Source organism: Carnimonas bestiolae, assembly GCF_051251145.1.
GTDB classification, from domain to species: Bacteria; Pseudomonadota; Gammaproteobacteria; order Pseudomonadales; family Halomonadaceae; genus Carnimonas; species Carnimonas bestiolae.
This window is the reverse complement of record NZ_JBPCZK010000002.1, coordinates 228,689-249,129: the sequence shown is the minus strand read 5'-3', so window position 1 is coordinate 249,129 and position 20,441 is coordinate 228,689. Positions and strand designations below refer to the sequence as shown.

The following is a 20,441-nucleotide window of genomic DNA, read 5'->3' as shown; positions in this document are numbered from 1 at the left end:
AGGATTTGGGGCTTACCTTTTTTAACCGATAAGGATGCAACGTGGATAGTAAACTGGATCGCGCTTGGCAGATGTTCAACCATATGCTGCCTTCTTTGCTGGGATTTGCGGGCAAATTGCTCGCGGCCGTGGTGGTACTCATCATTGGCTGGTGGATTATCAATGCGATCATGCGCGGCATGAACCGCATGATGAGTGCACGCCACATGGAGCCGACCCTGCAAGGCTTCCTTAGCAACATGGCTCAACTGCTGCTGCGCCTACTGCTACTGATCAGCGCAGCCTCCATGGTCGGTATCGCCACTACGTCGTTTGTTACCGTCTTGGGCGCGATGAGTGTCGCGGTGGGCTTGGCATGGAAGAACAGTCTGGCCAACTTCGCCGGCGGCGTAATGATTCTACTGTTCCGTCCCTTCAAGGTCGGCGATTACGTTAGCTGTGGCGGCAACGAAGGTACCGTCACTGCCATCGAAATTTTCCGTACCATTCTGCGTACCGTGAATAACGATATTGTCTACGTACCCAACTCCGCACTCTCGGAAACGGCGCTAGTCAACAACAGTGAAAACGGTCGTCGTCTTAGCACCATTAATGTGTTGATTGACTATGACGATGACATTGATAAGGCGCGCTCACTGCTGCTAGGTCTCTTTGAAGGCGATAGCAAGGTAATCACTGATCCCGCACCTTCTGTTTCCTTCGCGCCTCAGGCAGTTAACGTATCTGTTAGCATCTGCTTCTGGAGTTCCGTGGCCGACAAGGTAGCGCTAACCTCTAAATACTCAGAGGAAGCTATCAAGGCACTGAAGAAAGAAGGCTACCACTTGGGCACCACTAGCCGCCCCGCGGTTACGCCTCAGGTAGTCGTTAACAAGTAATTGATCGCACTCGATTGCTGAAAAGGGAGCGGTAGTCGCACACTACCGACTCCCTTTTTCTATTGCCGAACAGGAAGGACGCATGAGATCCCCGTACCCATATATTGTCGCTGGGAGTACGCTGCTGCTATTAGCGGTGGTGGCCCTGTGCGGACACTGGCCGGACGCTGGATTAAGGTCTTATAGCCACTCTATTGATCGCCTCGACGCACACATGCCCGTCAAACTGGACGATGAAACAGAGGTGGAATCGGTTCGACTGGTGCCAGCAAGCCGAGAAATTCGCTACACCTACGTGGTGCTGCATCACGATGCCAACGAATTTGAGCAGCCGCTATTTGCCAAAGGAGCGGCAGCGGAACATCGACGTTCACTCTGCGAGCAAAACCGCAGCGGACTGCAAAGTGCGATCGAGGAGGGCTTGCGTATGCGGCATACCTACCTGGGCGCCGATGGCCGCTTCATCGCGTCGGTGGTAGTAGACCCGCGCAGCTGCTTGGCAAAGGCTGAGCGGTCTCCGTAAACCGATAAGAAAAGAATCCAGGACCCGCAACACCTTTGAGCGCACAGGCCTGAGAAAACCTATGATCGCGTCACCTGCTCCCGAATGCGCGCCACCACACTAACGGCGAAGAGCAGGCTACTGCCATGCGCACAGCCTCCAAAGCATTCGAAATGCATGAGGCGTGACCTATCGCGACCGACCAAACGACTAATGCATCTGGCAAGCTGATCTCGCCGCACAGTACTCGGGAGCGCGCCTCGATTAAGCGATCCCTGTTACGACAAGCGCTTCATCGGTGCAGAAAATCATCAATCTGTTGCCCCACTTTTTGTGGCTGTTCCCACAGCATGTTATGACCATTCCCGTGATAGGTGCTGTACTGCGCCTTCGGCAGCACCTGCTTTAGATGCGCCTGACTACCGGCATCGAAAATACTGTCCTGATCGCCCCATAGAATCAGGGTAGGCGCCTTGATACGACGCGCCACGTAGCTCCAGTCGGTAACGCTCAATGCGCGCAATACGCCAAGCCAGGTCGTTGCCGGAAGACGAGCGCTTTCACTGCGCTCATGGCGCAGGAACGATGGGTCTACCGGAGAAGGGTTGGTATACCACTCATCCATGAAAGAGCTGTCTGCATCGAGGGGAAAATGCTGGCCAGCCAGGCTGTCCCAAAGCCAGTCGAGGGCCGCATCGGGCAGTCTGGTACCGGAAGAGAGCAGCACCAGCTTATCAACTCGGTCAGGGTAGAGACCCGCCAACGTCGCGGCAGTCATCGAGCCAAGCGAATGCCCTGCGATATCGGCAGAGCCCAGGTGCTTGCTATTCATGAAGCCGACCACCTCGTGCGCCAGCGAAGCAGTATCGAACCCCGTTGCTGGTTTACTGCTGGCACCGTGACCCGGTAAATCCAGCATAAAGAGATGCCGGTGACGCAGATAAGGGGCCACTAGCGACCAACTGCGCGAGTTATCGGTATATCCATGAATCATCACCAACGGCTTACCTGTCGGATTACCTGCTTCCACGTAAGCCAGCTGCTGGCCGTCGGCGAGGGTAACTACATCCTTACTGCCCGCCCATGCACGTTGTGACGGGATCGATAACGCTTGCGCCCAGGCTGAGTGCAGCACAATGCTCGCCATCAGTAGTAGCGTTAACACTACAACAACCGGTTTTTTCAGCAACGACATACGCGTTTCCTGTTTTCTAGCGGGTGTTTTTAGAAGCTCTCATACAACGCAGCGATACTGGCCTCATTGATGGCGATTGCTTGCGTCTTACAATGCCGTTACAACGCGCATCGCGAGAACATGCCAATTGTGGGGCACGTCTCCAAAACCTATGCTACAGGCCAGAACAGATGGCGTAACGACTGAGCGCTGTGCTGGCTGATCAATACTTTGTAGGCACATCAGAGTCGGCAGCCCGGCAGCCAGTTGAGACTTTCGAGAACGCCAACGCAACAAGGCCCGAAGGAAAACCTTCGGGCCTTGTTGCGTTTCCAGCCAGTGCTAGATTGCCAATCAAATATCCAGGTTGGCGACCAGCGCATTCTGTTCAATGAAGTCGCGACGTGGCTCAACTTCATCACCCATCAGGGTGTTGAACATCTGGTCGGCGACCACTGCATCTTCAATGGACACCTGCAGCATGCGCCGCACATCGGGATCCATGGTGGTTTCCCACAGCTGCTCAGGGTTCATCTCGCCAAGCCCTTTGTAGCGCTGGATGCTTAGGCCGCGCTGCGCTTCGCCCTTCAGCCATTCCATCACTTCGCCGAACTCCTTCACCTCACGACGCCGCTCGCCACGGGCGACGTAAGCGCCATCTTCGAGCAGACCATCAAGTGTTTCGCCGAGTGACACCATGGCCGAGTAATCGGGAGAGCGGAAGAAGCTCAGTCCCAGGGAATAATCGGTATCAACGCCGTGCGCTGTCACCGTTACTTTGGGGAAGTAAAGCTGGCGTTCTTCATCGAACTGGGCGAAGAAGCGATAGCTCGCGTCACCTTCGTATTCGCTGATCAGCGCCATGCGCTGGGACAGTTTTTCCATCCACGCGCTAACCGCCTGCTCGTCGGCCAGCTCGGTATCCTTGAGACCGCCGACGCGAATCATCTCTTTCAATACCTTGCGCGGATAAACACGCGACAGACGATCGAAGCGGCGCATCACGTCCTGATACTGATTGATCAGCTTCTCAAGCTCAGCGCCAGTAATGCCTGGTGCCGTCTCGTGAACGTGCAGGCTGCCGCCATCAAGGGCTGTCGTTACCAGATACTGCTCTAGGGCCGCCTCATCCTTGAGATACATTTCCTGCTTGCCACGCTTGATCTTGTAGAGCGGCGGCTGCGCGATAAACACGTGACCACGCTCAATAATTTCAGGCATTTGACGGAAGAAGAAGGTCAGCAGCAGGGTACGGATGTGCGATCCATCGACGTCAGCATCGGTCATGATAATGATCGAGTGATAGCGAAGCTTCTCGACATCAAATTCTTCACGACCAATACCACAGCCAAGCGCCGTAATCAGCGTGCCGACCTCGGCAGAGGAGAGCATCTTGTCGAAACGCGCTTTCTCAACGTTAAGAATCTTGCCCTTCAGCGGCAGAATTGCCTGAGTGCGACGATCACGGCCCTGTTTGGCTGATCCTCCGGCAGAATCACCCTCCACCAGATAAAGCTCTGATTTGGAAGGATCCTTCTCCTGACAGTCGGCCAGCTTACCGGGCAGCCCCGCGATATCCAGGGCCCCTTTACGACGCGTCATTTCACGCGCCTTACGCGCCGCATCACGGGCACGCGCAGCATCGATCATCTTGTTGACGATAATTTTCGCTTCGTTGGGGTGCTCTAGCAGATACTCGGAGAAGTTTTTGCCCATCTCCTGTTCTACCGCGGTTTTTACCTCGGACGACACCAGCTTGTCCTTGGTCTGCGAGGAGAACTTGGGATCGGGCACCTTGACCGAAATGATTGCCACCAGCCCTTCGCGTGCATCATCGCCGGAGGTAGTTACCTTGGCTTTCTTCTGCAGCTCTTCAGCTTCAATGTAGTTGTTGAGCGTGCGCGTCAGCGATGCACGGAAGCCGGCCAGGTGAGTGCCGCCATCGCGCTGCGGAATATTGTTGGTGTAGCACAGCAGATTTTCGTTGTAGCTATCGTTCCACTGCATCGCCACTTCTACCGTGATGCCATCTTCACGGTCGAGGGAGAAATGGAACACCGGATTGATGGTAGTGCGGTTCTTGTTGAGATGCTCAACGAAGGCCTTGAGACCGCCCTCGTAGTGGAACAGCTCCGATTTGCCGTCGCGCTCATCCGTCAGGCGAATGGCGACGCCCGAGTTCAAAAATGACAGCTCGCGCAGGCGCTTGGCCAGAATCTCGTAGTGGAACTCGATATTGGCAAAGGTTTCGGGAGACGGCACGAAGTGAATCTGGGTACCCGAGCGCTCGGTATCACCAACAACCTCGAGCGGCTTCTGCGGCACGCCGTGGCTGTAGGTTTGGGTGTGCACCTTGCCGGCACGCCAGATGGTCAGATCGAGCTGTGACGACAGTGCGTTAACCACCGATACCCCAACGCCGTGCAGACCGCCGGATACCTTGTAAGAGTTGTCATCGAACTTACCGCCCGCGTGGAGCACCGTCAGGATAACCTCAGCGGCAGACACGCCTTCGGAGTGCATATCGGTAGGAATACCGCGCCCGTCGTCCGACACGCTAATGGATTCGTCCGCGTGAATGGTCACGTTGATCTCGTCACAGTAGCCTGCCAAGGCTTCGTCGATCGAGTTATCAACAATCTCGAAAACCATGTGGTGCAGACCGCTGCCGTCATCGGTATCACCGATGTACATGCCCGGGCGCTTGCGCACCGCGTCCAGTCCTTTCAAGACCTTGATACTTGATGAATCGTAAGCCTGCTCGCTCATGTTCACTCCTGGGCTGTTAAGCAGCTATCTATCGACGCTGCGTGCTGACACCGCCACCGCAGCATGAATACTCGTTGTCGAGCTGCTCACCTGCTGTTTTGCGACTGGCGGCGGCATCTGTGCGTGCCACCTTGCGTTGTTTCCATGCGGGAAGGGCCAACGCCCCCCCCCCCCCGCGAGCGACTGCCCACCTACGTGCGGCAATCGCGAGGCTGCATGGTCAGGCGCCATCAAGACACCCGCCACGCAGCTCAAATACGGCGAATTCTTGGGAGAATCCGTGCTGTACACCATTGCGCTCGATGGCCGTGATGAAGCTTTGTCCTTGCTGCTCTTCGAGCACCTCACAGAAGCGCTGCCGATGACGGCTATCGAGCTCGGCGGCAAGGTCGTCGATCAAATACAGGCAGTGGCGATCGGTCAAACGCTCGAGTAACTGCCCTTGGGCCAGTTTCAACGCGCTTACCACCACCTTCTGCTGACCGCGAGACAGCACCTCTGCGGCCAATCGCTTGCCGACCCGAATACGAATATCCGCACGCTGTGGCCCCTGCTGGGTAAACCCCATTTGCCTATCGGTGTTGATACCCGCTTCGAGCACCTCCTCGAGAGGGCGCTGGCGATCCCAACCACGCGTGTACTGGAGCGTCACGTCGGGGAGGTCAGCCAAGCGCGCCAGGGTTTCTGCAAACAGCGGCACAAGCTGCTCAATATACCGCTTGCGCAGGCTGTCCATCTGCTCCGCAGCGCGCCCCAGCTCCTGATTCCAGGCAGCCATCGAAATTCGGTCAATTGTACCATATCTCAGCAGCGCGTTGCGGTGTTTCAATGCCCTGCGCATACGCTTCCACAGCGCCAAAAAGTCGTGATCGACGTGAAAGACGCCCCAATCGAGATATTCTCGACGAGCACGTGGCGACCCTTCAATCAGTTCGAAGGTGTGGCTATCAATCAATTGGAGGGGAAGCTGCTCGGCCAGGCGGCTGATACGCTCAACGCGCTCACCGTCGAGCCTCAGCTCGACGCTGCTACTATCGCGGCGACGCTGGATTCCGATACGTTGCGGAGGGGAGCCGGCAATACGGCCAAAAACGGTCAGGCTGTCGGCATCGAAATGGATGAGCGATTTGACGTGGCGCGCCCTGAAAGAACGCCCTAACCCGAGTAAATGCAGCGCTTCAAGCAGACTGGTCTTACCGCTACCGTTAGCGCCACAAATCAGGTTGATACCCGCAGAAGGCGTCAGATCAGCCTGCGCAATGTTGCGCAATCCGGTAACTTGGAGACGATCAAGCGGCATAAATAAGTCCGCCGCTGCACGTGAAGCAAAGCGTTAGCACAGCGGCGATAAGCGCCTTACAGGCGCATCGGCATTACAACGTAGCGCGCAGAAAAGTCCGGCGCAGCGTCGTCATCGTTGGTGACAGCTTCCAGCAACACGCTGGAAATGGAATCGGACAGCGTCATCACTACCTGCTCGGTGCCAACCACATTCAGCACATCAACCAGATAACCTACGTTGAAACCAATCTCCAGGCCATCGCCCTGGTAGTCGACAGCAACGTTTTCCTCTGCTTCTTCCTGCTCAGGGTTGCTTGCCTGAACACGCAGATTGCCGTCTTCCAGATAGAGCCTGACGCCGCGATACTTTTCGCTGGAAAGGATCGAGGTACGCGCCAGCACCTGACGAAGTTCGCCGCGCTCGGCAATCAGTCGTTTATCGCCGCCTTTCGGGATAACGCGGTTAACGTCGGGGAACTTGCCGTCAATCAGCTTGGAAGTGAACACATAGCTGCCGGTGCGGGCGCGCAAATGGTTGGGCCCAAGCACCAAGGTGACCGGCTCGTCGCTATCGTCGAGCAAGCGACCCAATTCGAGCACGCCTTTGCGCGGCAGAATCAGTCGCTGCAGTTCCTTCACGGCCAGCTCATTGCTGCTTTCGGCCAGCGCCAGGCGGTGTCCGTCGGTCGCTACGACACGTACAGCGCTGCTTTCGAGCTCGAACAGCATACCGTTGAGGTAATAACGTACGTCCTGCTGTGCCATCGCGAAGGAGGTTGCGTCGATCAGGCGCTTGAGCGCCTTGCGCGGCAGCGTGACTTCGGCATCCTGCTTGCTCTGCTCGATATTTGGGAACTCGGCCGCTGGCAGAGTGGAGAGCGTGAAGCGCGAACGCCCGGAGCGCAGCACTGCGCGTCCATCTTCCAGCGCCAGACTAATGGTCGAGCCTTCCGGCAGCGAGCGGCAAATGTCCATTAGCTTGCGCGCCGGAACCGTGGCAGAACCCGCCGTTTCCAATTCATCTAGCTCAGCATGCCCAATCAGTTCGACTTCGAGGTCGGTACCCGTTAGCGCCAAACCGTCGCCACCCGCCATCAGCAGGACGTTGGACAGCACCGGCAGGGTCTGACGGCGCTCAACCACGCCAGCTACCAGACTTAGGGGCCGCAGTAGAGCTTCACGCGAGATGGAGAATTTCATCGGAGCCACACTCTCTTCTGTTGATCGTTGCAAGGATCGCTAGACGCGATCATTACGGGCTAAACGGCTTGGGTCAATGCCTGCTGACATTCACCCGCTTGATTTTCTGATGATTAGCTGGTCAACAACCGCATCAGGTTCTTGTAGTCCTCACGAATGTCGGCGCTTTCTTCTCTCAGCGCGACCACCTTACGGCACGCGTGCAGCACCGTAGTGTGATCGCGCCCGCCGAAGGCATCGCCGATTTCAGGCAAGCTATGACTGGTGAGTTCCTTGGCCAGTGCCATTGCTACCTGACGCGGCCGCGCTACCGAGCGAGAGCGTCGCTTCGAGTGCAGGTCCGCCACCTTGATCTTGTAATACTCCGCCACAGTACGCTGAATATTATCGATGCCCACTTGTTTATCCTGAAGCGCCAGCAAATCCTTGAGCGATTCACGGATGAACTCCTGGTCAATCGAGCGCCCCATGAAGTGGGAGTCAGCGATCACCTTTTTGAGCGCGCCTTCCAGCTCACGCACGTTAGAGCGAATTTTCTGCGCAATGAAGAAGGCCGCATCGTGCGGAAGATCCACCTTCGACTGCTCGGCCTTTTTCATCAGAATGGCAACGCGCGTTTCGAGCTCAGGTGGCTCGATGGCAACGGTAAGCCCCCAGCCAAAGCGCGATTTCAGGCGCTCTTCTACCCCTGAAATTTCCTTGGGATAGCGATCCGAGGTCAGAATCATCTGCTGACCGCCTTCAAGCAGCGCATTAAAGGTGTGGAAGAATTCTTCCTGAGAGCGTTCCTTGCCGGCGAAAAACTGAATGTCGTCAATCAGTAACGCATCAACGCTGCGGTAAAAACGTTTGAAATCGTTGATGGCGTTGAGTTGCAATGCTTTCACCATGTCCGCCACGAAACGCTCGGAGTGCAGGTACACCACCTTGGCGTTTTCACGCAGTCCGGCCATGTGATTGCCCACCGCGTGCATCAGGTGCGTTTTACCCAGGCCGACGCCACCATAAAGAAACAGCGGGTTATAGGCACCGCCTGCATTTTCGGCAACCTGACGCGAGGCCGCGCGGGCTAGCTGGTTGGACTTACCCTCAACGAACGTGTCAAAGGTAAAGGAAGGATTCAGACCACTGGTGTGCTTGAGGCTACCCTCAACCTGCACCTCTCGGCCTTTGTCCTGCGCCGAAGAAGATTCTTCTGAGGGAGAAGAGGACACATCGACGTCTTCGGAGAAGGACGCGCGCGAAGGGCGACTGCGAATGACCGCAGGCGCTTCAGGTGCCGCTGGACGAGCAGGGCGCTGAGCGGCCGCTGGATTGGAAACGCTGCGACGACTGCCGATGCCCAGTTGCACCTTGGGTGGCTTGCCAGGTGCGAGTTCACGCAGCACTTCATTGATACGCTTGAGAAACTTATCGTTCACCCAGTCGCGTACAAAGCGGTTGGGCGCCAGTAGCACCAAATCGCCGGCGACGCCTTCTTCGGCCTGAAGCGGGCGAACCCATGTATTGAACTGCTGAGAGCTAAGCTCATCCTGCAAACGTTCAAGGCATTGCTGCCATAGTGCAATCAACACGCTAATTCTTCATCCTGATAACTGCCAGTGATCTGTACCTGCCGCAGCGCTAACACTGTGGATATCGCTACGCTCAAGAGAGCCGTCCACCACGCATACCTTGTTGAATCGGCAGCATTTCGCGTAATGCCGCACCAGCGCTGTAAAATCGGCACGGAACAAGTAGTGTATCGACCCTCACGCCAGTTATCCACACCCAAAGGAATTAATCAGGCTGTGAATAACCTAGGCAAAAAAGCGCCTGAATCTGTGCTTTCTTACTTCTGAACAAGAAATGAGCAGCTTATGCATACGTCACTACCAGCTTATCCACAGTGTTTTGCACACTGAACGGACAGAAATTGCGCAAAATACGTGCGATAACGCACAGAAAAATTGCGTCACTGCGCCGGATTCTCTAAAATCCCCGCTCTTGACATTCCCGAGGGGTGCTTTTTCTCTCGGAATTTTTCCATCCTTCCCTTCTTAGCTGAGGAAAGACGCAATGAAACGTACATTCCAGCCCAGCGTACTGAAACGTAAGCGCAACCACGGTTTCCGCGCTCGCATGGCTACCAAACGCGGCCGTCAGGTTATCGCTCGTCGTCGCGCCAAAGGCCGTAAACGCCTGAGCGCCTAAGTGTTGTAAAGCGAAGGGGCAATTGCCTCTCTATGGCAGAGCAAACAGCAGATCGCCGCTTCCCACGCAGTATGAGAATACTGTCCAGTCGGGAATATGGGCATGTTTTTGAAGCAGCGTGCTTCAAGATTCACGGAAAAGGGCTTTTAGCACTGGCGTGCCCAAACAGCTGCGGACATGTGCGAGTGGGCCTGGTGTTCAGTCGCAAAAACATGAAACGCGCTGTGGATCGCAACCTGCTGAAGCGCCTGACCCGGGAGTCTATTCGCCTGCGCCAGCATCGCTTACCGGCGGTCGACATTGTGGTGTTGTCCCGCCGTGGCGTTACCGAGCTGGATAGAACCACGCTGGCGCAGCAGCTGTCAGGCATGTGGCGACGATTGGAAAAGGACGCGCAGAAGCGCGCACTTGCTAACGCGCAGACAGCCTGACGGCATTTGCTTTTTCGCTGGACACACCGTGACAAGGCTAGACCGACGCGCACGCACTGGATAGGGTCGCACCCTCAGGTGAACGTAATCGATCGGTCACGCTGGCTTGATAAACAACATCGAAGGTCAGCTATCGGAATCCCCGCTTTGAGCGCCGAAACCGCGACGCTGACAACAACGCAGTAAAAGGTAGGCGAAAGCAGCCTTCTTCCCGCCATCTTCTGCCTGCAAAACGCCGAAAACGTGTTTTGTGCCTATCGCCAAGAGTTTCATTTGAGGCGCCCAGGGATGGTCGATAACATGGCACGCTAATCGTCGGCTATGCTGTCGAGCACACTCCTATGCAGGGCTGTACTCGCTAGCCAGCAGCGCTCATTCGCCAAGCCACTTCTTACCGGGCATATTCCTACATGGACTTCAAACGCATCATCATCCTGATTCCGCTGGCAGTGCTCGCCTATCTGCTAGTGGTCCAGTGGAACAAGGATTACCACCAGCCGGATCAGGAACAACAGGCAAGCCAGAAAACCGAGCAACACTCGGATGAATCACACCAGCCTGATGATGTGCTCAAGGCGCCTGAATCAACGGCAGACCGAGCCTCTCAGCCGCTTGATCAGGGGCAGCAAAGCGATCAGCAGCCGGCCAACAGCTCACTGATCAGCGTTGCTACTGATGTGCTGAATCTGCGTATCGATCCGCGCGGTGGCGATATCGTTTATGCCGCATTGCCCCAGCAGTCGCAGGCTCTTCATTCCGATAAGCCTTTTGTGCTGCTTGCTGATAGCAAATCGCTGCATTACGTCGCGCGCTCGGGCCTGCAGATCAAAAATCACCCTGGCCGCTTGCAGTTCAGCGCCGACCAGACCGATTACCGGCTCTCTCCCGACCAGAAGCAGCTGATCGTTGACCTGCACGCCAACGTCGATGGCGCGCGAATCACCAAGCGCTTTACCTTTGACACTGGCTCCTATGCCGTCAAGGTCAGCTATCAGGTCGATAACCAGGGCAGCAATCCGCTGGACGTTCGCATCATTGGCCAATTGGTCCGCGATCAATCTGCTGACCCAACCGAAAGCCACGGTATGGGCATGCGCTCCTACCTGGGGGCCGCGTTCTCAAGCCCGGATAACAGCTACGAAAAAGTAAGCTTCGAAGATCTGCGCGACAATCGCTTTACCGAGCGCAGCGCCGAAGGCGGCTGGGTCGCGATGATTCAGCACTACTTCGTAAGCGCCTGGGTGCCAGAGGACAACCAGAAGAACCTCTATTACGGCAACAAGGACTCCAAAGGCCGCAGCGTTGCCGCCTTCGCAGGGCCCGAACAGCAGATCGCCGCGGGCAGCAATGGCGAAATGAATGCAACGCTATACGTTGGTCCGAAACTGCGTAATCAGCTGCTGGCGACGGCGCCCAACCTTCAGTTGACCGTTGACTATGGCTGGCTATGGTTCTTGGCAACGCCGCTGTTCTGGCTGCTATCGAAGATTCACGCGCTGGTCGGCAACTGGGGCTGGTCAATCATCCTGCTGACGTGTGTGGTCAAGATTATCCTGCTACCGCTTTCCGCCAAGGCATACAAATCGATGGCGAAAATGCGCAAGCTGGGCCCGCAGATGCAGCGCATCCGCGAACAGCATGGCGATGATCGTCAGAAGATGTCGCAGGAGATGATGAAGTTCTACCAGAAAGAGAAGATCAACCCGCTGGGCGGCTGTTTGCCGATGGTCATCCAGATGCCGGTGTTTATCTCGCTTTACTGGATGCTGATGGAATCCGTTGAGCTGCGCCATTCGCCCTTCATGCTGTGGGTGCAGGACTTATCGGCCATGGATCCGCTGTTCATTCTGCCGATCATCATGGGGCTGTCGATGTTCCTGCAGCAGCAGCTGAACCCAACGCCGCCCGATCCCACTCAGGCGAAGCTGATGAAGATGCTCCCGATTGTCTTCACCTTCTTCTTCCTGTGGTTCCCGGCAGGTCTGGTGCTGTACTGGATCACCAACAACGTGCTCTCGATTGCTCAGCAGTACTTCATTACCAAGCAAATCGAGAAAAACGATGCCAAGCGCGACGCTCGCTCCTAATTCTGGCAACGAGCGCTACCAGAAAACCGGCCCTTCGGGGCCGGTTTTTTTATGCGTGAAAGCCTGCCGAGCGCTAATCAACGCAAAGGCTCTATGGCGCCGATTACTCACCAATAGCTCGCCAATTCAACAGAGTAACGGCGAAAGTGAATCTCAATAACAATAATTAACCATTGTTAATTATTGGTCGCGTGGTAGATTTGGGTTCTACGTTTCACTAACCGAGTTTTGCGACCATGAATAAACTTACCGACGCCATGAAACAAATGCTGGCAACCCAACTTCCCATCCAGGCAACAGTAGGGGAAGACGGCCTGCCTGATATCGGCCCTAAACGCTCGCTCAGGGTCTACGACGATCAAACACTGATTTACAACGAAAATACCGGTGGCCAAACCCTCAATAACATTCGCAACGGCTCGAAGATTGCCGTCGCGGTGATTGATCGCGAAGCCTTGGACGGCTTTCGTTTCATCGGTGAGCCAGAGCTATTTACGTCGGGCGAGCCTTACCAGAACGCCCTCGAATTTGCGCGCAACAACGGCATGAAAGAGCCCAAGTGCGCGGTGCTTATCCACATTGGCATCATCTACACACTGAAGTCAGGCCCCACTGCGGGCACGCGTATCGACCAGTAGCGCTTATACGACGACGAGACTATTTGCCGCTTGGTGATGCCGGTCTTTTCCCGGGCATTACTGGCGGCATTACGCGGCGATCGGATCGACGTCTTCCAATAGCGTTCACCTGGTCACGTTCGGATGCCCTTTACCGCTGTCATCCAATAGACGAACAAACTGCGTTCAGTATCCAGCTTTCTTTGTGGTATCTCATCGCTGCCCGTTATCATAGCGCTACCATTTGACGTTTCGCTGGATACACCATGACCACTGCCGCTCGCGCGCCCTCCGCTCACCTTGATCGCGACACCATCTGCGCCCAGGCCACGCCTCCCGGCAGAGGTGGGGTAGGTATTGTGCGCATTTCCGGGCCCCTGACCGCGGCATTGGCGGAAGCAATCCTGGGCTACAGCCCCAGGCCCCGGCACGCACACTATGGTCCGTTCTTCGCAGCCGACGGCGATCACATTGATCAAGGCGTTGCGCTCTATTTTCCGGGGCCGCATTCATTCACCGGAGAAGACGTGCTGGAGCTTCAGGCTCACGGTGGGCCTGTCATTATCGACTGGCTGCTGGAGCGCAGCATGGAGCTGGGTGCCCGCCTGGCACGTCCCGGAGAATTCTCAGAGCGCGCCTTCCTGAACGATAAGCTGGACTTGGCTCAGGCCGAGGCAATCAGCGACTTGATCGAAGCAAGCTCGCGCGCGGCCGCAACCAATGCGCTGCGCTCATTGGACGGTGAGTTTTCGAGCCGCGTACAGGCGTTGGTGCAATCGCTGATTGAGCTGCGGGTATATGTCGAGGCGGCCATCGATTTTCCCGAGGAAGAGATTGATTTTATCGGTGATGGTGTCGTCGCTTCGCGACTGAACGACGTTCGCGAACGCTTGCAGGCCGTTACCGCCGCAGCGGCCCAAGGCTCACTAATGCGAGAGGGTATGCACGTAGTGATTGCCGGACGCCCCAATGCCGGTAAATCAAGCCTGCTGAACGCGCTCACCCAGCGCGATAGCGCCATCGTGACCGATATCGCGGGCACCACGCGAGACGTTTTGCGCGAGCATATCCACATCGATGGCATGCCGCTGCATTTGATCGATACCGCGGGACTGCGCGATACGCCTGATGCCGTCGAGCGGATTGGGGTGCAGCGCGCCTGGGCGGAAATCGAGAAGGCCGACCGCGTGCTGCTGTTGGTCGACGCCAGCGAAACGGACTCGCTCGATCCGCTGACGATCTGGCCGGAATTCGTCGAGCGTTTACCGGCCCCTGAACGGCTCACGCTGGTGCGCAACAAAATCGACGTAACGGACGAATCGCCCAGCAGCAGCTTATCCACAACCCCTCCCGTGATTCGCATTTCCGCCCGCGAAGGTCGAGGTGTGGATAACCTGAAAGCGCATCTCAAGCAGGTAATGGGCTATCAAGCGACCAGCGAAGGGCAGTTCTCCGCGCGACGTCGCCACCTCGAAGCGCTCCAGCGTGCGTCTGATGCGCTGGACACCGGCCATCGCCAGCTCACCGAAGGCGGCGCAGGAGAGCTACTCGCCGAAGATTTGCGCGCCGCTCAGGAAGCGCTCGGCGAAATTACCGGTGAATTTACCGCCGACGACCTGCTCGGCGAGATTTTCGGCAGCTTCTGTATTGGCAAGTAAAGCAGAACCTGGCGACATCTGTTGAGCGCGCCACTCTTTTTCCGTTCCGTCAATGAACTGTCACTTGCACACGTTAGCGTTTAGCGCGGGATACCACTGACGGGAACGGAACATACAATGAACAAATATCGCATGATTGCTGGCGGCATGATGGCGAGCGGCTTGATGTCAGCCGCCGCACTGCCTGCGCAGGGCGCACAGTTCGATGATGTGCTGGGATATGAAAACGGCAAGATCAACGACTGGTTTCACTATTCCGATGAGAAGGTACTCGGCCCTTATCCTGCTCGCCATAGCGACCGCGAAGAGCAGGACCGCGTCGCCTTCAATCGCTACTCATCTCAGGTAGGGCCGCGCAAGGCGCTTTCAGAGCGTGATGCCAATCTCGACAGCGACTATATGAATGCCACCTTCTCGCCGGCAGCCTTCGGCGATGAGGCGAACAATGTCGATGTGCGCAACTCCGACGCTTATCAGCATATCCGCACCATCGATGACCGCGCTAACAGCTACATCACTGATAGCGGCAAAGTGCGCTTCACCAATAGCTACTTCAAGGATGAATGGAATCGCGCGCGTCCCTTTAACGCCATCGATCCCGACACCGGCGAGTGGCTACCTTCGTATCCCACGCCACCGGCCGATGAGAGCAGCCATGCCTATCCCAGCGGCCATACCGCTGCGGGTTTCGAAGAGGCTGTACCGCTCGCGTTGGCCTTTCCTGAGCGCGGTGAAGAAATTTACTCACGTGCCCTGCAGTATGGCGAAAGCCGCGTTGTGCTGGGCGTGCATTACCCTACCGACACCATCGGCTCGCGCGCGCTAGCCAATTACACCACCACGCAACTGCTAAGCGATCCCACGCTAAAGAACTACCTGGTCGATCAGGCTCGCCAGCTGCGGCAGGACGTGGCTGCTGGTATCGATGGCGATCTGCGCCAAACGTTAGCGCAGCAACCGACGCCGCTGGCTGATCGCTACCGCGCCGACGGTGACGAAGTGGGCTACTACGGACAAGTGGGCGAGAACGCCAAACAAGGTGTCGATCCCGCCAAGCTTCCCCAGGATGCAGGCAATCTGCTTCTGCTGCGTTATCCGTATCTTTCCAAGGATGAACGCCGCAATATCCTGGCCAGCACCTCGTACCCTGAAGACTCCCTCGCGGGCTACATGGCGGATGAAAGCAATCCCGACAGCTATTGGGGCCTGCTGGATGTGCCTAACGCGTACCGTGGTCCTGCCAAACTTTACGCTGACACCACCGTCAATCAGCGAGTCACCGACGACGATATCGCCGGCTTCGGAAATTACGATGAATGGAAGAACGATATCGACGGGCCAGGGCGCCTGACCAAGCAGGGCTCGGGTAGCCTTACCCTGTCGGGTAATAATAGCTTTGCCGGTGTCACGCTGGATGACGGCGTTCTAGCGCTGGAAGGCAATAACGCACTGACGCAAGCATCGCGCGTTAACGGCGGCACGCTGATCGTTGACGGCTCGCTCGACAAGGGGCTAACCGTCGCCAACGGTCGCTTGCAGGGTCACGGCACTATCAAGGGCGACACGCGTGTCGAAAGCGGCACCGTTGCGCCGGGTGATTCGGTCGGCACGCTGAAGGTAGATGGCGATCTGACCCTGGCAAACAACAGTACCTACGAAGCAGAAGTCGATCCTCATGGCGAAGACAGCGACACCTTGAACGTCAGTGGTAAAACGGCGTTGGAAGGCGGTCGGTTGGAGGTGTTGGATAGCAATGGCGGCAAGTTAACGCCAGATGCGCTGAAGGCAGCCTATGGCAAGCACTACACGCTGCTTAACAGCGGCAACGGAATCGAAGGTACTTTCGACGACGTGAGCGTGGCAGAACTGCCTTTCGCCGGCGGCACTGTAGACTACTCGGATAACGACGCTACCCTGACGCTAGGCCGTAACGGTCGCCGCTTCGCCGACGCCGCACATAGCGCCAATCAGCGCGAGGTTGCCGACGCTCTGGAAACACTGCCGGCTGACGGCGAGCTGTATCGCAATGTCGTTTTCTCCCCCAGCGACGGTTATGCGCAGCGTACGCTGGACCAGCTAAGCGGCCAGCTTCATAGCGATATTCTCGATGCCACTCTGGTGACCGATCGTCAGGTCAGTTCCGCCATCGTTAATCATCTATCACACACCGACGCGCATGATGGTGCGTGGTTCCAACTGCTCGGCAACAACAATCGCATCAGCGGCAAGGATGGCATCGACGGCTATCACAACAACACCAAAGGGCTGACGCTCGGCGCTGAAAAACAGCTGCCTGATAGCACAACGTTAGGCGCCGCCTTCTCTTATCTGGATGGCAACTTGCATGCCGATGATCACGGTAAGGCCGATAGCGATAACTACTACCTCGATCTATATGCCAACCATCGCTGGGATGATTTGAGCGTCTCGTTCGGCGGCGGCTATGCATGGCACGATATCGATACCAAGCGCTCGGTGCGCGCAGGGGATTTCGATCAGCACCTTGAGGACAGCAACCACGGTCACTCGTGGCGACTGTTTGGCGAGGCGCGTTACGACATTGCGGCCGGGCAAACCACCACCACGCCTTATCTGAACCTCAGCTATAACCGCTTCCATAGCGGTAGTGTTAACGAAGGCAATGGCGATGCAGCGCTACACGGTGCCGAACGTTCTGTAACGGATACCACCTCCACCGCTGGTGTGCGCTTTGCTTATGCGCTGAGCGCCCAGCAGACACCGATCACACTGCAAGCGGATCTTGGCTGGGTACACCAGTGGGCCTCGCGTGACCGTGATCGCTGGTTGCATTTCAATGGCAGCGACAACGACTTCCATAGTCGCTCGGTCAATGCCTTCAATAATGCAGCGGCAGTCAGTGCGGGTGCCATGTTTGGGCGCGCCGACGGCATCAACCTCGCGGTCGATTACGTGGGTACGTTTGGCGGCAAACAGCACGATAATGGCATCAACGCGCAGCTTAGCTGGGCTCTGTAACGCTCATCAGGATAACCACTACAGCGCCAAGCAACGTCAAAGGGCGGCACCCGTAGGTGCCGCCCTTTGACGTTCAGCTATCTTGCTGCGACACATCTCACGCCTTCCCGCTAAGCTACATGGGCGCTCAGGCTGCTGTTAAACGCCAAATCGTAGTAGCATGATCCCCAGTTATCTTTAGCGTCCCAGCGTTACAAGACTATAGTGTTGCCATTTACTTCAGGGAGAGAAGGCGTGACATCATCTGCGCAGCCCACTGATCAACCAGCGCCCACCGCGCCCAACACTGCACGCGGTTCGCGGCTGAACAGCGGATTTCGCCTTCTGGTGACACTGATATTGCTTGTTTCAGGCGTTGTGCTTGGCGGCGGCGGCATTATGTTGGCTGCGGAAGGTGGCACCTGGTACTACTTGTGGGCCGGGGCGGGGTACGTTATCTGCGCGCTGCTGCTATTACTGCGCGTGCGTATTACCGGGCTGCTGGCAACGCTGCTGTTTATCGCCACGGTATACTGGGCTATCAACGATGCGCCCAATTTCGGTTTCTGGACGTTAGTGCCACGCATTGGCGCTCCGGCGCTTCTGCTGCTGCTGACACTGTGGTGCTCAGCGCTGCTAGCCAACGTGCATCGCGTCGCGAAATGGCTTCAGCTAGTGCTGACGGCCGTTCTGTTTCTTGGCCTATTGGCTGTTTTCATTAGCGGGTTTTACACCCACGGCCGGATTGAGCTAGACACACCTATTGCGCAACGCAGCTTGCTGCCCGACCAAACCACCGACTGGCGTGCGGTTGGCCGCGATAACAACGGCTCGCGCTTCATTCCCTACCAGCAAATTACCCCAAACAACGTCAACCAGCTGGAACAGGCTTGGCATTATCACGATTCACGCGACTCTCAACAGGCTGGCCACACGCGGGATGCCACCCCTCTCCAGGTGGGCAATACCCTCTATACCTGCACAGCCGCGCACCTGATGACCGCGATAGATGCCACCACCGGTAAGCCCAAGTGGCAGTTTTCTCCCGAACAGAGCAACCATACGTCCTGCCACACGCTCGGCTATTACGACACTACCCAGGACACCAGCCTAAGTCCGCAGCAGCGCAAGGCCGTCGATGGCAAGCAGTGTCAGCAACAGCTATTTGCCGTGGAAGGCAGTCGCCTGTTCGCGGTGGATGCCAACACTGGCAAGTCCTGCGGCGGCTTCGGCAATAACGGTAGTGTGAATCTTGCGACAGACCGCGACACCGATAACCCGCGTGGATTGGCAGCACCGCTGATTGCAGGACACCTGATTATTACCAGCGCGCTTGGCGGCGGCGATAGCACTGTACATGCCATCGATGCGCGCAACGGCCAACAGGTCTGGCAGTGGGAAGGGCTTAATGCCCAGCAGCAGGATGCTGACGGGGGGCCCCACGTTACTACAAGCGCTACCTTCGACAGCGATCTCAATGCGGTCTATCTCACTACTAACAGCGGGCGTCCAGCGGCTTCCGCCAAACAGGATAACGACGTTCAAAAACGTTTCGGTTCAGCGATCGTGGCCCTGGATGCGGCGACTGGCGAGCTGAAATGGTCTTTCCAGACGGTTCATCACGACGTGTGGGGCTATGGCGTTAACTCCCATCCGGTGCTAACGGATATCGATAATGCCAATCAGCGCACCCTACCGGCGCTGATCCAAACCACGTCCACTGGCAATATTTTCATTCTTGATCGCCAAACGGGCTCTCCGATCGAATCTGTCGAGGAGCGCTCAGCGCCTGAGCTAACCCAACAGGGCAGCAATGTGCTGGCCGCTACTCAGCCCTACACCGGCACGATGCCCCAATTACAGGGGGCTCGCCTCGCCGACAACACCATGTGGGGCCTGACACCCTTCGATCAGCTGTCGTGCCGTTTGCAGCTGCAGCACTCCAGCTACGAAGGTAACTACACGCCGCCCGCGGGACGCTCGAATATTCAGTATCCTGCGGCCAATAACATGTCATCGGTGAAAGGCGTTTCCCTCGACCCGACTCGCCGCTTGTTATTCGTCAACAGCTCTCATATGGCAGCGAAAACGGTACGCGACAAGGAAGGGCATGAGCGCTACACCGAGCAGCTTACCTCTGCACTGGGCGTGCCTTGCGTTACTCCGCCGATGGGCACCCTGAGCGCCATCAACGTGGATAGCCACAAGCTAGTGTGGCAAGTGCCCATCGGTACCACGCTCAATGCTGGCCCGTTCGGCTTGCACAGCAAGATACCGATGCCCGTTGGCATGCCAAACAGCGGGGCTCCCACGTCAACGGCTTCGGGGCTGGTGTTCTTCGCAGGAGCTGATGACAACTATCTGCGCGCGCTCGACGCCACGTCGGGCAAGGTCATCTGGCGCGAGCGCCTGCCCGGCAAGGCTGTGTCAGCACCGGTAAGCTTTGTCTCGCCCGAGGACCATCGTCAGTACGTCGTAGTGGCAACGAAAGAGCACCACACGCGAGAAGCGCACGTGGTGGCCTTTGCGCTGCCGCGTCAGGATCGCTAATAAGGGCGTGGCGTGGCGTGGCGTGGCGTGGCGTGGCGTGGCGTGGCGTGGCGTGGCGTGGCGTGGCGTGGCGTGGCGTGGCGTAAAGAGCGTGCGAAATTAGTTGCTCACGTCAACTCGACTTA

Annotated in this window: 14 protein-coding genes; 9 read left to right on the top strand and 5 right to left on the bottom strand. The window is 56.9% G+C overall.

What is annotated here, in order from left to right; translation table 11 throughout:
- The first annotated feature begins 41 nt into the window (after window positions 1-41).
- Both R84865_RS04450 and R84865_RS04445 read left to right on the top strand, forming a co-directional pair.
- Window positions 42-878, top strand: coding sequence for a mechanosensitive ion channel family protein (locus R84865_RS04450; RefSeq protein WP_435632013.1), 837 nt, complete (start codon window positions 42-44; stop codon window positions 876-878).
- Between the two features lie 214 nt (window positions 879-1,092).
- Entirely contained in the window at window positions 1,093-1,401 is a 309-nt protein-coding gene (locus R84865_RS04445; protein WP_435632012.1) for a hypothetical protein, read from the top strand.
- Window positions 1,402-1,672: 271 nt separating this feature from the next.
- On the opposite strand, the gene R84865_RS04440 is transcribed toward R84865_RS04445, so the two are convergent.
- The 5 genes from R84865_RS04440 to dnaA all read right to left on the bottom strand — a co-directional run bounded on the left by R84865_RS04440 (window position 1,673) and on the right by dnaA (window position 9,378).
- A complete protein-coding gene (locus R84865_RS04440; protein WP_435638945.1) occupies window positions 1,673-2,575 on the bottom strand; it encodes an alpha/beta fold hydrolase in 903 nt (300 codons plus the stop codon).
- 333 nt (window positions 2,576-2,908) lie between these two features.
- Window positions 2,909-5,323: a DNA topoisomerase (ATP-hydrolyzing) subunit B gene (gene gyrB, locus R84865_RS04435; RefSeq protein WP_435638944.1), complete on the bottom strand. Its 2,415-nt coding sequence runs from the start codon at window positions 5,321-5,323 to the stop codon at window positions 2,909-2,911.
- A gap of 220 nt (window positions 5,324-5,543) precedes the next feature.
- Complete coding sequence (gene recF, locus R84865_RS04430; RefSeq protein ID WP_435638943.1) at window positions 5,544-6,623, bottom strand: DNA replication/repair protein RecF; 1,080 nt, start codon at window positions 6,621-6,623, stop codon at window positions 5,544-5,546.
- A 56-nt stretch (window positions 6,624-6,679) separates the two neighbouring features.
- On the bottom strand, window positions 6,680-7,804 hold the full coding sequence (dnaN, locus tag R84865_RS04425; RefSeq protein ID WP_435637354.1) for a DNA polymerase III subunit beta: 1,125 nt from the start codon (window positions 7,802-7,804) through the stop codon (window positions 6,680-6,682).
- Between the two features lie 113 nt (window positions 7,805-7,917).
- Window positions 7,918-9,378 (bottom strand): chromosomal replication initiator protein DnaA, encoded by a 1,461-nt coding sequence (dnaA, locus tag R84865_RS04420; protein WP_435638942.1) that lies wholly within the window; start codon window positions 9,376-9,378, stop codon window positions 7,918-7,920.
- Between the two features lie 484 nt (window positions 9,379-9,862).
- On the opposite strand from dnaA, the gene rpmH reads away from it, so the two are divergent.
- From rpmH to R84865_RS04385, 7 genes are all read left to right on the top strand, one after another.
- Entirely contained in the window at window positions 9,863-9,997 is a 135-nt protein-coding gene (rpmH, locus tag R84865_RS04415; RefSeq protein ID WP_025733209.1) for a 50S ribosomal protein L34, read from the top strand.
- A gap of 32 nt (window positions 9,998-10,029) precedes the next feature.
- Window positions 10,030-10,428 (top strand): ribonuclease P protein component, encoded by a 399-nt coding sequence (gene rnpA, locus R84865_RS04410; RefSeq protein WP_435632006.1) that lies wholly within the window; start codon window positions 10,030-10,032, stop codon window positions 10,426-10,428.
- A 410-nt stretch (window positions 10,429-10,838) separates the two neighbouring features.
- Complete coding sequence (gene yidC / locus R84865_RS04405) at window positions 10,839-12,515, top strand: membrane protein insertase YidC (protein ID WP_435637355.1); 1,677 nt, start codon at window positions 10,839-10,841, stop codon at window positions 12,513-12,515.
- Between the two features lie 236 nt (window positions 12,516-12,751).
- Window positions 12,752-13,153 carry a pyridoxamine 5'-phosphate oxidase family protein gene (locus tag R84865_RS04400; RefSeq protein ID WP_435637356.1) on the top strand — a complete coding sequence of 134 codons (402 nt, stop codon included), beginning with the start codon at window positions 12,752-12,754 and terminating at the stop codon, window positions 13,151-13,153.
- Window positions 13,154-13,398: 245 nt separating this feature from the next.
- On the top strand, window positions 13,399-14,790 hold the full coding sequence (gene mnmE, locus R84865_RS04395; protein ID WP_435638941.1) for a tRNA uridine-5-carboxymethylaminomethyl(34) synthesis GTPase MnmE: 1,392 nt from the start codon (window positions 13,399-13,401) through the stop codon (window positions 14,788-14,790).
- Between the two features lie 117 nt (window positions 14,791-14,907).
- On the top strand, window positions 14,908-17,787 hold the full coding sequence (locus R84865_RS04390) for an autotransporter domain-containing protein (protein WP_435638940.1): 2,880 nt from the start codon (window positions 14,908-14,910) through the stop codon (window positions 17,785-17,787).
- A gap of 234 nt (window positions 17,788-18,021) precedes the next feature.
- A complete protein-coding gene (locus R84865_RS04385; RefSeq protein ID WP_435638939.1) occupies window positions 18,022-20,316 on the top strand; it encodes an outer membrane protein assembly factor BamB family protein in 2,295 nt (764 codons plus the stop codon).
- Window positions 20,317-20,441 lie beyond the last annotated feature (125 nt).